Here is a 13,736-nt window from a genome sequence, read left to right as displayed (position 1 = left end):
ATCAGGTGTTTAGATTATTAATGATCTCTTCCGTACTCAATCCAATATTTGCTTCTGCTCCATCAGCCATCCTCTTAATTATTGCCTTATTTTCCTTTAACTCATTCTCTCCAAGTACTATAACATACTCTGCGTTAAGCCGATTTGCCTCCTTCATTTGCGACTTAATACTTCTTGATAAAAAATCAGTGTCGCATTTGTAACCTTTATCCCGCAGCTGCTGTAAAATGCCGATAGCCTTCTCTTTAGCTTCATCACCATATGTAGCAATATATAACATTAACCTGTTTTCATCGGGGTATATATAACCGCCGTCAGCTTCCGAATCCATCATCATCATAAGCCTTTCTATTCCGCAGGCAAATCCAATAGCCGGAGTGGGTTTTCCTCCTAATTGCTCGACGAGAAGGTCATATCTACCACCTCCCAGGATGGCATTTTGCGCGCCTAACGAATCCGATAAGACCTCAAATGTTGTCGCGGTATAATAATCGAACCCTCTTACAAGGCTATGATCTACCTCATACCTTATTTTTAAAGAATCGAGAGAAAGCAGGAGTTTTTTAAAATTATCCTTCGTTTCCTGTTCGAGATAATCGTAAAGAATTGGCGCTTCCTGTAATATCTCTATCTCTTTTTCATTTTTGGTGTCCAGTAAGCGTAAAGGGTTCTTTTCAAGCCTTCTCTGGCTGTCGAGCGAAAGCTCGCTCTTGTATTTATTCATATATTCCTGTAATTTTGCAAGGAAATTTGCCCTTTCCTTAACTGAACCGATGGTGTTCACCTTTGTAACGAGGTTTTTGATACCAAAATGCTTAAGTATCTCCATGGAAATTGCAATGATCTCTGCATCCATGAGGAAATCCGAACTTCCTATGGCTTCCACGCCGAATTGCCAGAATTCTCTGTACCTGCCTTTCTGCGGCCGCTCCCGGCGAAACATATTACATATATAATAAAGCTTTTTAAGAGGGGACTCGTTGTAGAGGCTGTTCTCTAGATATGAGCGGATAACCGGAGCCGTCATTTCGGGGCGTAGAGTGAATTCGCCTTCATTGAAGGTGTACATTTCCTTAGAAACAATATCGGTTTCCTCACCAATTCCACGCACAAAAAGCTCCGTTTTTTCGAATGCCGGAGTAAGGATCTCTGAGTAGTTATACCTATCCAGTATTATCCTTATCTCCCTGAAAATAAACTGTCTTTTTCGGGCTTCATCCGGGAGAATGTCATATGTGCCTTTTGGCTTCTGAATGCTCATCCGGTTAAAATAATTTGAATAAGAATCATATTAAAGGAGAAAAGTCCGGAATTTCGGGGAAGTCATGGATTTTGGAATTTAGTTTCGATAAGAATAGTTTTATATTAGAGGATAAATTAAATACATATTCCCAATACATGCAATCCAACCTTAGAAAAGAGAAGTTCGATTCGCGTCATATCGGACCCGATGCGAACGATGTAGAAGAAATGCTTAAAGCTATCGGTGTTGAATCACTCGATAAACTGATAGACCAAACTGTTCCTGCTGATATACGGATGACAAAAAAAATGAATCTCGATACACCAGTCAGTGAATACCGTTTTATTGAGAATCTGAAGAAGCTGGCATCAAAAAATAAAGTGTTACGTTCATACATTGGATTGGGCTACTATCCCACGATCACACCTGAAGTAATAAAACGGAACATACTGGAGAACCCGGGCTGGTACACTGCATACACTCCTTACCAGGCTGAGATATCACAGGGAAGACTTGAAGCGCTCATCAATTACCAGACGATGGTGATGGAGCTAACCGGGATGGATATTGCTAATGCGTCTCTCCTCGATGAAGGAACAGCGGCGGCTGAAGCTATGCTGATGTTTAATGAATTGAAAAAAAGGGACAGGAAAGAGGGAAACACTTTTCTTATAAGCGGCGGATGTTTTCCGCAAACGATTGCGGTAGTTGAAACACGTGCAAAATATCTTGGGATAGAAGTAAGAGTTGTTGAAGATGATAAGATGGAATTGACGGATGATGTTTTCGGAATACTAGTTCAATATCCTGCTGCGGATGGAAGTGTGAAGGATTACACTTCACTTTTTGCAGAAGCGAAAGAAAAGGGAATTTATACTTGTGTTGCTGCAGATCTATTGAGTCTGACATTGCTCAAGCCCCCGGGAGAGTTTGGAGCCGACGTTGTTGTCGGTACTACGCAGAGATTCGGAGTCCCTATGGGATTCGGCGGTCCGCATGCAGCATACTTTGCTACAAAGGACGATTACAAACGCATGATCCCGGGCAGGATAATCGGTGCATCCCTCGATGCTGACGGAAATCCCGGCTACAGGATGGCTCTGCAAACCAGGGAACAGCACATCAAAAGAGAAAAAGCTACTAGTAACATCTGCACCGCGCAGGTGCTCCTTGCTGTTATAGCGGGAATGTATGCAGTTTATCATGGTGCAGCGGGACTTAAAGAGATTGGGTTGCGCATACATAAGTTTGCAATGCTGATTGATAGAAACCTTCAGAAACTCGGTTACAAACAGCGTAATGAATTTTATTTTGATACTCTAAGTATTGATCTTTCCGGAGAACATGCCGACAGGCGCTATAAAATACTCGAGTTAGCCTTAGATAAAGGGTATAATTTTGTTTATTCCGGTAATACGATTGGTATTTCAGTAAATGAAGTAACGGATATTTCCGAGGTAAAGGACATCATTTCTATATTTGCTGAGGCTTCAGGTAATGAAGGTGTAAAGATGGATGATATGGCTGACAGCTCGCTTGCGATTCCCAACGGTCTTGTAAGGGAGAGCAAATTTCTCGAGCACCCGATATTCAATGTATATCACTCGGAAACGGAAATGCTAAGGTATCTTAAAATGCTGGAGAATAAGGATCTCTCACTTTGTCATTCAATGATACCGCTTGGCTCATGTACTATGAAGCTAAATGCAGGTACGGAAATGGCCGGTATTACCTGGCAGGAGTTTTCGGAAATGCATCCGTTCATTCCCGCCGATCAGAGAATAGGTTATCTAGAAATTATAAATAAACTGGAAAAGGATCTTTGCGAGATCACCGGATTCGCGGCGGTATCGTTACAGCCAAATTCCGGTGCGCAGGGTGAATATGCCGGTATGCTGGTAATAAGAGCTTACCAGGACAGCATAGGACAGTCACAGAGAAATATTTGTCTCATTCCTTCATCCGCTCACGGTACTAATCCGGCAAGCGCGATCATGGCTGGAATGAAAGTTGTGGTCGTTAAATGCGATGAGAATGGCAATATTGACGTAGATGATCTGCGTCAAAAAGCCGAACAGTATAAAGATACCCTCGCCGCGCTTATGGTAACATATCCGTCAACGCATGGTGTATTTGAGGAGAGCATAAAGGAGGTATGTAAAATAATCCATGACAACGGTGGTCAGGTCTACATGGACGGTGCGAATATGAATGCACAGGTCGGCCTAACCAGCCCTGCTTTGATCGGCGCTGATGTATGTCATCTGAACCTCCATAAAACGTTCTGTATTCCGCACGGCGGAGGCGGACCGGGTGTAGGACCAATTGGAGTTGCATCTCATCTCGTACCATTCCTTCCGGGTCATCCGTTAGCTGAAATAGGTACGGAACAATCTATTGGACCGGTGTCAGCAGCTCCGTGGGGGAGCGCCAGCATTTTGATAATTTCATATGCTTATATAATGCTAATGGGAGCTGAAGGATTAACAGATGCCACTAAAGTTGCGATACTGAATGCAAATTATATGAAATCACGGCTGGAAAATTATTTTAAAGCTCTTTACACAGGTAAAAATGACAGGGTTGCTCACGAGTTGATTTTTGATGCCCGAGAATTTAAGCATACGGCGAAAGTAGAAGTCGAGGACATTGCAAAACGCCTTATGGACTACGGATTCCATGCGCCAACCGTTTCGTTCCCTGTACCGGGTACGGTGATGGTCGAGCCGACCGAGAGCGAATCGAAAGCCGAGATCGACAGGTACTGCGACGCTTTGATAGCGATAAGGGAAGAGATAAGGGAGATAGAGCAGGGGACTTATCCTCAGGACAATAATGTGCTCAAAAATGCCCCGCATACATCAAAAAGTATTGCTGTCGATAATTGGGATCACCCCTATTCACGAGAAAAGGCAGTATTTCCAACAGAGCATACGAAATTCAGTAAATTCTGGCCATCAGTAAGAAGAATAGATAGTGCTTACGGTGACAGGAATCTCGTCTGCAGTTGTATAGATATTAATGAATATGCTGAAGAGGATGTAAAGGAAGAGCCTGTAAATTAGGCTTCTTTTAATATTTAAATTTACTTCATTAATTCGTATTTTTATTAGTTAATTTCAGGTAACTAAATAATTTATTAAAATATGACAGATAGACAAAATTTCATTGACGACATTAAAAATGTAATTGAGGATAAAAGCCTCTTAAAGCATCCCTTTTATGTGAAATGGAACGAAGGCAAGCTTACACAGGACGAACTAAAGGAATATGCAAAACAATATTATCACTTTGTTAAACATTTTCCGCGTTTTGTAAGCAGTGTTCATTCAAATTGTGATGACAGAAAGACAAGGGATATGCTTATGCAGAACCTTGCCGATGAAGAAGGATATAAAACAGGTGTAAATAATCATCCTGAACTCTGGATGAATTTTGCAAAGAGCCTGGGTCTTACCGAGGAAGAGATCAAAAACTCTACACCTCTTAGAGAAACTGAATATCTCGTCGATGGAATGTATGAGCTTACACGTTCGCCTGAGATAGAACTTGGACTCGCCGCACTGTATGCTTATGAGTCTCAAGTTCCTGAAATATCCAAAACAAAGATCGATGGTTTGCAAAAGTTCTACGGAATAGATAATTACGAGTCGATCGAATATTTTAAAGTACACGAGGAAGCTGACATTTATCACTCACAGGATGAGTTGAATGCAATACTCGAGAGATGCGGAACAAAAGAAGAAGAGGACAGAGTTGTAACAACAGCAGACGAAGCAGCTTCATTACAATGGTCGTTCCTCGATGGAATTTATGATAACTACTGTAACAATTAATAAAACTGTTTAAGTTTTTATAATGGGGTTTATCCGGTAACGGAGCGAACCCCTTTTTTATATTATATAACATGACTCCGGAAGAAGCTCTTAAAAAGCATAAAAAGATCGCCGTAATAGGATACTCGGATAAAGGTATTCGACCAAGCAAAAAAATTGCTCAATACATGGCGGAACACGGATATACAGTTTATGGTGTAAATCCTCGCTTACAAGGAGAATGTATAGGTGAGATAGATTGTTATACCAGCATAAAAGATATTCCGGATGAAGTCGAAATCATCGATGTATTCAGAAGATCGGACGCTGTACATGACCTTGTCAAAGAAGTGCTTGAACTGCCGTATAAACCAAAGGTAATATGGACGCAGATAGGAGTTTTTAATGAGGACGCTAAGAAACTCGCTGAAGAGAATGGCATCGATTACATCGAGAATAAATGTATTTATGTTGAACATGATAAAATGAGCTGATGGAAGGGAAAGTGGACTCAAAAAAATATTTATTCATGGCAGCGGCTTTTTTTGTCCCGCTGGTCATGTATATATATACACTTGCACCGACGGTTTCTTTCATCGATACAGGTGAACTGGCTACAGCTTGCATTAAGCTTGCCGTTGCACACCCGACAGGGTATCCTCTTTTTACGATTATCGGAAACCTCTTTTCACATATACCAATAGGGGAGCCGATATACCGGCTTAATCTCATGTGCGCAATTCTTTCAGCGTTCACAATTTTAGTGTTTTATAACTTACTGGTGTTCTTATTTAAAGATTTTAGTTTACCAGGAAATACACCGGCGCAAAAGCAGGTAAAAAGTAAGAACAAGGCTCAGTCAAAATCAAGTAAACAGACAAAGATCAAACTTGACGATATGTCGATTTATTTTATATGTCTGTCTGCATCATGGCTACTGGCTTTCTCTCTCACTTTCTGGCAAACAGCGACATCCATCGAGGTGTATTCGCTTCATACTTTGTTTCTTGTGTCGGTGATATTTCTTTTCCTTAAAGCATGCAATTCACTCAAAGAAAAAGAAGGTACTTTTTTACAACGGGAGAAATACTGGCTTGCGTTTGCATTTGTGTTAGGACTGAGCTTTAGCAATCACCTCACAACGATATTTTTAGGTGTAGGTACACTATATCTTTATTTTGCATTGAACGGATTTAATTCCGGCTCGTTCAAACGGATAGCCATAATGGCAATACCATTTGCGCTCGGTTTGAGTGTTTATTCCTATCTTTTGATTAGAGCTGATAACCCGGTAATAAGCTGGGGAAATACAAACAACTTAGAAAACCTATTCAACCATGTGCGGGGTAAGCAGTTCAGCGTATGGATGTTTTCTTCTTTTGATAATGCAGGTCACCAGTTTAATCATTTTCTCGAGATACTCCCAAAAGAATTCTTTTTTGTATCTTTGATCGTTGCTATTCCTGGATTGATCGCATTATACAATTGGAATAAAAAACTTTTTATGTATACCGTTCTATTGTTTTCATTTACAGTGATCTATGCTATTAACTACGATATCTATGATATAGATTCTTATTTCCTGCTGGCTTTTATAATTTTATCTATGTGGATTGCATACGGGTTTTATTTTATTGTTGGGAAGTTTAAAGGGAATTTTATACAGTATTCAGCTGCTACATTGATCCTTGTGGGTATAACATTATATATTAATTTTGCGGATGCAAATCAGAACGAAAACTATTTTGTTCAGGATTATACGATGAATGTATTTAACTCCGCACCGGAAAATTCCATTATCATGTCCTCGCAATGGGATTTTTTCATATCACCATCGATATATTATCAGTATGTGAAAAATATTCGTCCTGATCTAATTATAATTGATAAAGAGTTAATGCGGAAGTCCTGGTACATGGGTTACATAAAAAAGCATTATCCCGATGTTTATGAGCCATGCAAACCGCAATTCGAGGCATATACGGTTGAGTTACTAAAATTTGAAGCAAATGCTACCCGTTATACTAACCCTCAAACTATGCAGGATCAGCAGGATCTGGCGCTAATAAGGACTCAATTCGCTAATTTACTTAATTGCATAGTCGAGTCAAACATAGATAAACGTCCAATATTCATAAGTTATGAATTAGAGCAGGAAAAGTCTGAGAGAATTGGACCGGATTATTACCGTATTCCTCAGGGAGTTTTATTAAGGATCAGTAAGAAACAAACAATTCCTGACCTGGTTCAGCCTGATCTTCAATATACAGTTACCGACAGAGATTCATACCATTATACTTTCATAATGAATCAATATTATACTTCGCTGGTAAGCTCGGCAAATTATTATTTAATGAACAATAATTTTACAGAAGCCGAAAAGCTGCTGAATAAGGCAATACGGGATTTTCCGAATAGACCTGAAGCCAGGCAATTGATGAACAAACTAACTCAGCTTAAGCAACAGTTGAATAATTGATGTGGTTAAGAATCTTAAAATATTAGCTCTATTTAGCTTTATTTTTTTACCTTTATCATCTTTATATTCCAATCAGTTACAGGATAGTATCGAAGTAAATTCTAATACCAAGGTATATGTCGATAAGATAGTTTTCGCCGGAAATAAGACTACCAAAGACGTAGTAATTCTTCGTGAAATGAAGACCAGGGAGGGAAGTCTTCTGAACGTTAATACCCTAAAAGACGACATTCAGAGAATATATAATCTTGGATTATTTACCAAAGTCGATGTTACGCCGGTCCCGGTCGCCTCTGACAGCTTAAATCTCATAATTACGGTACAGGAGTCGTTTTACATTCTGCCGATCCCTCAGGGAGGGATAAAAGAGGGAAGTCTTAAGAAGGTATGGGGCGGGTTAAAGATAAAATGGCGAAATTTCAGGGGAATGAATGAAACTCTGGGCTTAAGCTTTGGAATAGGCTATGAGCCGTTTATAAATGCCTCATACTCAAATCCATGGCTTGGTTCGGATAAATACTTCCTTTCTGCGGGTGTAGGATATGCGCAAAAATACGTACAGGATATATATAATCTCCCCCCGGGTACTGTTGTGGATATAGATACTTTGCCCAAATATTCAACTGAGAACATTAATTTTAATCTGTCCTTTGGGCGCTTCCTTACGCGAAATTTATCTGTATCTATCGGAGGGGGGTATAACCGTACTAGTGTTCAGGATTATCAGCCGGGCAGATCTCTATCGCCAACAGGGATAGATGATTATCCGACAGCCACACTTAGTTCCCACCTGGATTCGCGTGACTTATATTCGTATCCTACAAATGGAGCATACGGCAACCTTAGTTTAACACAATTCGGTTTTTCAAATAGATATATTAATTTTAACCGGGCTTCGCTCGATGCAAGAAAATATATCCCTATAATACCTTTTGATGGATATACGATAGTTTTTGCTTCAAGAATACTTGGAGCGGTCTCATGGGGGGGCAATATACCTCCTTATTTAAAAGAGAAGTTCGGCTACGGTAACGAGATCAGGGGATGGAGCGGAAAAGTCTTCGAAGGTGATAATCTCCTTGGTTTATACGCGGAATTTCGATTTCCAATAATCAAACCAAATTATATTGACGGTAAAAACCTCCCAATAATTAAGAATATTTCGTTCCTTAGTGGTTTGAGTTATAAATATGGATTGTATTTTACTACATTTTATGATGTTGGAGGAGTTTGGGATAAAAATGATGATTTTTATAAAACCCAGTTTAGAAGCGGGTACGGCGTGGGATTAAATGCAATATTACCGTTCGATTTTGTAGGAAGAATGGACCTAGGATTCAGCAAGCAAGATCAGAATAAACTCACCCTGGATCTGATATTGGATATATCAGCTTCATTTTAATTATGGAATATTATTATACTCCAAAAAAGAATATAGATATTTCAGGAAAATCTCTTTTTATTGACGGGGATTTTGAATACCGCCATCTTGCAAAAGTTCTTCGTAAAAAGCCGGGTGATAGTATTGATGTGACGGATGGTGAGCTGAATATTTACAGGTGTGAAATTACAGATATTTCAAAAGAGCAAATTCGATGCAATATTAAACAAATTGAGACCGATCTGTACGAACCGGATAAGAGGATTCATTTATATATAGCACCCTTAAAAAATCTTGACCGGTATGAATTTGCAGTTGAAAAAGCCGTCGAATTGGGCGTTTATTCGGTCACACCTGTTATTACAGAGCGAACGATAAATAAATCAATATTTAACGAAACAAAATTGAATAGACTGCATAGAATTAGTATCTCGGCTATGGGGCAGTCTCAAAGATGTTTTTTACCTAAAATCAATAATATCATTAAGTTCGATGATTTATTGGATAGCACAATGAGCAACAAAAACAGAATAGTTATGTATGAATTTTCCGAAAAAGACGCTAAATTTGTATATGACGATTCTTCCAGGGATGTATTTCTGCTGATAGGACCTGAGGGCGGGTTTAGTGAAGTTGAAGTAGATCGCCTCAAAAATTCCGGGTGGCAGGCCGGATCCCTTGGGGAAAGAAAGCTCAGGGCAGAGACCGCCGCAGTCGTTGCCGTTTTTGAAATCCTTAATTGCAACTAAAAATCAAATCAATGAAGATCAAAATTCTTTTACTGGCTTTGCTATCCTTTTTGATTACTTCAAATGCATTTTCACAGCTGGATAAGCCTGTGTTCCAATTTGGTATTGGGATATCCGAGCCTATGGATCAGCTAAAAGGAAACGACTATGTCGTCTATGCACCGAACGGGTTTATTTACATAGATACAAATTTTATTACAAATAACTATGCGGCAAAAACCGGTATCCAATTTTTTGGAGCCGCAAAAATTAATTTTGATAAGTATAGCATCACACGTGGTGTTGCTTTTATTTCATATAATTCATTCAATACATTCCAATCTTCTAAATCAGGCGTTACCGGTATTTTGATAGCAGGAGACACGCTCCCTACATCGGTAAATTATAATTATAGCTTCTCAAATTTTGCTATCGGGTTTGGCTTTGAGGTTGCGCCGTCAGCTTTTACTAATATCGTTAGCCCTTTCGCGGGAGTTAATTTATCGTTAAATTTTATGGGCGGAGAATTAACACGTACAGAAAATTCATATGATACAAATAGGGTAGGCTTCAGCGGTTTCAGAATAGGTGTTAATTTTAACGGCGGTATAGAAGTAAAGCTCAATAAGAATTTTGGTATAGTTGCCGGTATCAAATACGATCTTGGTAATCTGCTCTTGAAAAACAATGACAGATCTATTTCAGGCAGAATGGAGTGGGGGAGAACAAATATTGAATTGAATGATGAAGAGGGACAGTTTTATTCTAATATTTATTCGCCAATAGGAGGACAATTTGAATCCTATACAAATGAGGAAAAAAAGGTTAACTGGGGGACAGTTTATTTGGGTATTAATTTCTATCCGAATATTGGGAAAAAAACCACTAAAAAATAAATTATAATCATGAAGGTAAAAATCCTAAGACCCATTTTTCTAGTATGTTCTTTGTTGTTTTTATTTTCAGCAGTTATTTACACCGGATGCAATAATAGCACCGATAAAAAGTCTTCAGGTGATACAACATCTGAGAACAATGATAATTCGCAGACTTCTGGGCTATCTGCTCAGGGTAAAGAGATATTTTATAAAGCATCGACCGAGACAGGTCTGATGTGCGCGGATTGCCACAGTGACGGAAGTAACACAAGTAACACGCTTACCAAATACTTCTCACCCGTAAATGGAGTGCCAAAAAGAACTTCTACATATCATGGCATGATTACCAGAGAAGAAGTGAAAAAAACTGCCGGTGGGTCGACAATCTGCTGGGAACGCTACCTTGGATATAAAGATGAACTTACTCCCGATCAGATCAATGCGCTGAATGCATATTTTGAAGAGATTGCGACACCTAACGACCCAACAGAAGAAGTTTATGAAACTATTGCTTTGCCTGATCGCGATAAGGATAAATTCAAACTCCAGCGCGACGAGATAGTTAAACTAAAAGGTGATGCCGAACATGGGCAGACTCTTTTCAAGGATGCATGTTCACATTGCCATAGCAAAGATAGTCCGGTGAAAGACGTACCGCACCTTAATGAATATGAAGGGGATGTTCGAGGGATCGCGTTCAATGTTAGATTGGGACATGATGTAATGCCATTCTTTAAGGAGGGGCAAATTACAAATCAGGATATTGCAGACATCTCTGAATTTATAATGACAAAAGTAGTACAGCCTCAAAAATAAGATTGTTATGGGGGAAAACTAAAAAGAGGAAACGTGAGTATGCCGTTTCCTCTTTTCCTTTGTGCTATTCTAAGATTTTTCTAACGCAGTATAAAATATAAGATGGTTGCAACAATACCAAGTACAGCTATTGTAGTGTAATCTTGTATAACTCCCGTCTGTAACTTTCTCCAGTCTATGCTTAGCGAAGAAATAAATTTTGCTACTCCATTAACCAAGCCATCTATTATCTTTACATCAAATATGCCCCACAAGAACTTATCTGAAGTCCTGTATATTGGCTGAACAACAGCTTTGTCATAAGCTTCGTCAACGTAGTATTTGTTCTCGAGTACCTTTCCAAATCCCTTCGGCTCTTCGAATGTTTCCTGTTTTGAGAATTTTCTAAATGCGATAACGATAGCTGTTGTAGCAACTGCAACCGATAGTGCTATGAGCGCAAGCTCAAAGCTAATGGTATGATCATTTACGGGATTATTCGCCAGATATACTTCCTGTGCTTTTGCAAATACCGGCTCCAGCCAATGCTCTAGATAATTAGGCATTCCAGTAAAATGGGGAAGTCCTATAAAGCCTCCTATTGCTGAGAGTATAGCGAGAATTATGAGCGGTACAGTCATCGTAGCAGGTGACTCGTGTGGATGCAGATGTTCCTGGTCATATCTTGGTTTACCATAGAATGTCAGTCCCATTAGTCTCCACATATAGAATGCCGTTATTCCGGCGGTAATGAGAACAATTATGTAAAATGGTATCGTAGAATGAGCAATTAAGTTATATAATATTTCATCCTTTGAAAAGAACCCGGATAGGGGAGGAATTCCCGATATCGCTAGCGCACCGATGAAGAACGTTATAAACGTGATCTTCATCTTATTCTTTAAGCCGCCCATTTTTCTTATGTCCTGCTCCTCGTGCATACCGTGTATTACAGATCCGGATCCAAGGAACATCAGCGCTTTAAAGAATGCGTGTGTGATTAGGTGAAATATTGCTATGTGATACGCAAATACCCCCAGCGCAATAAACATAAATCCTAACTGTGATACTGTGGAGTACGCGAGTATTTTTTTAATATCATTCTGCTTTATTGCTATCGTCGCCGCAATAACAGCCGTCAATATAGCAACAACCAAAATGATCTCTGTAGTAAATGGTGCAAGAGCATATAGTAGCGAAGTCCTTGCTACAAGATATACACCTGCGGTTACCATAGTCGCCGCATGTATGAGAGCCGATACAGGAGTTGGACCTGCCATAGCATCCGGTAGCCATACAAAGAGCGGTATCTGTGCTGATTTACCTGTTGCTCCGAGAAAGAATAACAATGATATTGCAATAAGCAGTGAGTTGTTTAATTCAAAACCGCCTAACTGACCAAGGAATTCCGATATCGTCAGCGTACCAAAATTTGCGAATATAAGAAACATTGCTATCATAAATCCAAAATCACCGATACGGTTCATTATAAATGCCTTCTTAGCGGCATCCCCGGTAAATTTCTGTTCATACCAGAATCCGATCAATAAATATGAGCAGAGACCCACACCTTCCCATCCAAGGAAGACTAGCAGGAAGTTATCCGCTAGTATCAGGTTCAGCATTGCGAAAATGAAAAGGTTCAAAAATGCGAAGAACTTAGCAAATCCCTGGTCACCGTGCATATATCCGATAGAATATACATGTATCAAAAATCCTATTCCCGTTACGATCAGTAAAAGTGATACCGATAGCGGGTCGAGCAGGTATGCTATATTGACAGAAAGGGTTCCTGTTTGTATCCAGCTAAAGAAATTTACCGAAATGCTTCTTTCTTCGGCAGGCATCCCCAGCATTTGAAAAAATATCCCGGCACCGATAACAAAAGGTATAAACACCAGCAGGGAAGACAGCCAGCCCGAAACCTTTTCGTTATTAATCTTTTTACCGAACAATCCGTTTATCAGGAATCCGGCTAAAGGTAATATGATTATTAATGGAAAGAGATCTACCATTTTAAAATGTTGAGTTCGTCAATATTGAGAGTATCCTTATTCCTGTAGAGAGAAATAATGATAGCCAGACCAATTGCCGCCTCAGCTGCCGCAACGGTCAATACCATGAACACAAATATCTGTCCGCTAACGTTTCCCATATAAGAGGAAAACGCCACAAGAGAGAGGTTTATGGCATTTAGCATAAGCTCGATACACATGAATATGATTATTGCGTTTCTGCGGACCAGGACACCTATGACACCAATTGTAAATAGAAATGCGCTGAGTATGAGGTAAAAATTAACGTCTATAGTTGGCATTTAGGGTATTTGGTAATTTTCTTATCAAGATAAATTAATAAATGTATTTTTGGGAATAAAGTTAAAATTTTAGAATACTTGTGCTATGTTATATTAAGGT

At 39.4% G+C, this 13,736-nt stretch carries 11 protein-coding genes; 8 read left to right on the top strand and 3 right to left on the bottom strand.

Annotation, left to right across the window (positions count from 1 at the left end; translation table 11 throughout):
- Position 1 precedes the first annotated feature (1 nt).
- A complete protein-coding gene (locus tag H6614_06195) occupies positions 2-1,261 on the bottom strand; it encodes a histidine--tRNA ligase (protein ID MCB9243246.1) in 1,260 nt (419 codons plus the stop codon).
- Positions 1,262-1,398: 137 nt separating this feature from the next.
- Here H6614_06195 and gcvP point away from each other — a divergent pair, with 137 nt between their 5' ends.
- From gcvP to H6614_06155, 8 genes are all read left to right on the top strand, one after another.
- Positions 1,399-4,308 (top strand): aminomethyl-transferring glycine dehydrogenase, encoded by a 2,910-nt coding sequence (gene gcvP / locus H6614_06190; GenBank protein MCB9243245.1) that lies wholly within the window; start codon positions 1,399-1,401, stop codon positions 4,306-4,308.
- Positions 4,309-4,389: 81 nt separating this feature from the next.
- Positions 4,390-5,079 (top strand): CADD family putative folate metabolism protein, encoded by a 690-nt coding sequence (locus tag H6614_06185; protein MCB9243244.1) that lies wholly within the window; start codon positions 4,390-4,392, stop codon positions 5,077-5,079.
- 71 nt (positions 5,080-5,150) lie between these two features.
- Positions 5,151-5,552 carry a CoA-binding protein gene (locus H6614_06180; protein MCB9243243.1) on the top strand — a complete coding sequence of 134 codons (402 nt, stop codon included), beginning with the start codon at positions 5,151-5,153 and terminating at the stop codon, positions 5,550-5,552.
- An 11-nt stretch (positions 5,553-5,563) separates the two neighbouring features.
- Positions 5,564-7,537 carry a DUF2723 domain-containing protein gene (locus H6614_06175; protein MCB9243242.1) on the top strand — a complete coding sequence of 658 codons (1,974 nt, stop codon included), beginning with the start codon at positions 5,564-5,566 and terminating at the stop codon, positions 7,535-7,537.
- Between the two features lies 1 nt (position 7,538).
- Positions 7,539-8,939: a BamA/TamA family outer membrane protein gene (locus tag H6614_06170; protein ID MCB9243241.1), complete on the top strand. Its 1,401-nt coding sequence runs from the start codon at positions 7,539-7,541 to the stop codon at positions 8,937-8,939.
- Between the two features lie 2 nt (positions 8,940-8,941).
- Positions 8,942-9,667 (top strand): 16S rRNA (uracil(1498)-N(3))-methyltransferase, encoded by a 726-nt coding sequence (locus tag H6614_06165; GenBank protein ID MCB9243240.1) that lies wholly within the window; start codon positions 8,942-8,944, stop codon positions 9,665-9,667.
- Positions 9,668-9,678: 11 nt separating this feature from the next.
- Positions 9,679-10,542, top strand: a complete 864-nt coding sequence (locus H6614_06160) for a hypothetical protein (GenBank protein MCB9243239.1) — start codon at positions 9,679-9,681, stop codon at positions 10,540-10,542.
- Between the two features lie 9 nt (positions 10,543-10,551).
- Positions 10,552-11,340 (top strand): cytochrome c, encoded by a 789-nt coding sequence (locus tag H6614_06155; protein ID MCB9243238.1) that lies wholly within the window; start codon positions 10,552-10,554, stop codon positions 11,338-11,340.
- Between the two features lie 80 nt (positions 11,341-11,420).
- Here the strand turns inward: H6614_06155 and nuoL are convergent, their stop codons facing one another.
- Together nuoL and nuoK are read right to left on the bottom strand one after the other, a co-directional pair.
- Entirely contained in the window at positions 11,421-13,334 is a 1,914-nt protein-coding gene (gene nuoL, locus H6614_06150; GenBank protein MCB9243237.1) for an NADH-quinone oxidoreductase subunit L, read from the bottom strand.
- Positions 13,328-13,627 carry an NADH-quinone oxidoreductase subunit NuoK gene (gene nuoK / locus H6614_06145; GenBank protein MCB9243236.1) on the bottom strand — a complete coding sequence of 100 codons (300 nt, stop codon included), beginning with the start codon at positions 13,625-13,627 and terminating at the stop codon, positions 13,328-13,330. Before nuoK ends, nuoL begins: the two co-directional genes overlap by 7 nt.
- Between the last annotated feature and the right edge of the window lie 109 nt (positions 13,628-13,736).

The organism is Ignavibacteriales bacterium (assembly GCA_020635255.1).
GTDB lineage: Bacteria > Bacteroidota > Ignavibacteria > Tepidaquicellales > Tepidaquicellaceae > JAEYVS01.
This window is presented reverse-complemented; position numbering and strand designations above follow the sequence as displayed.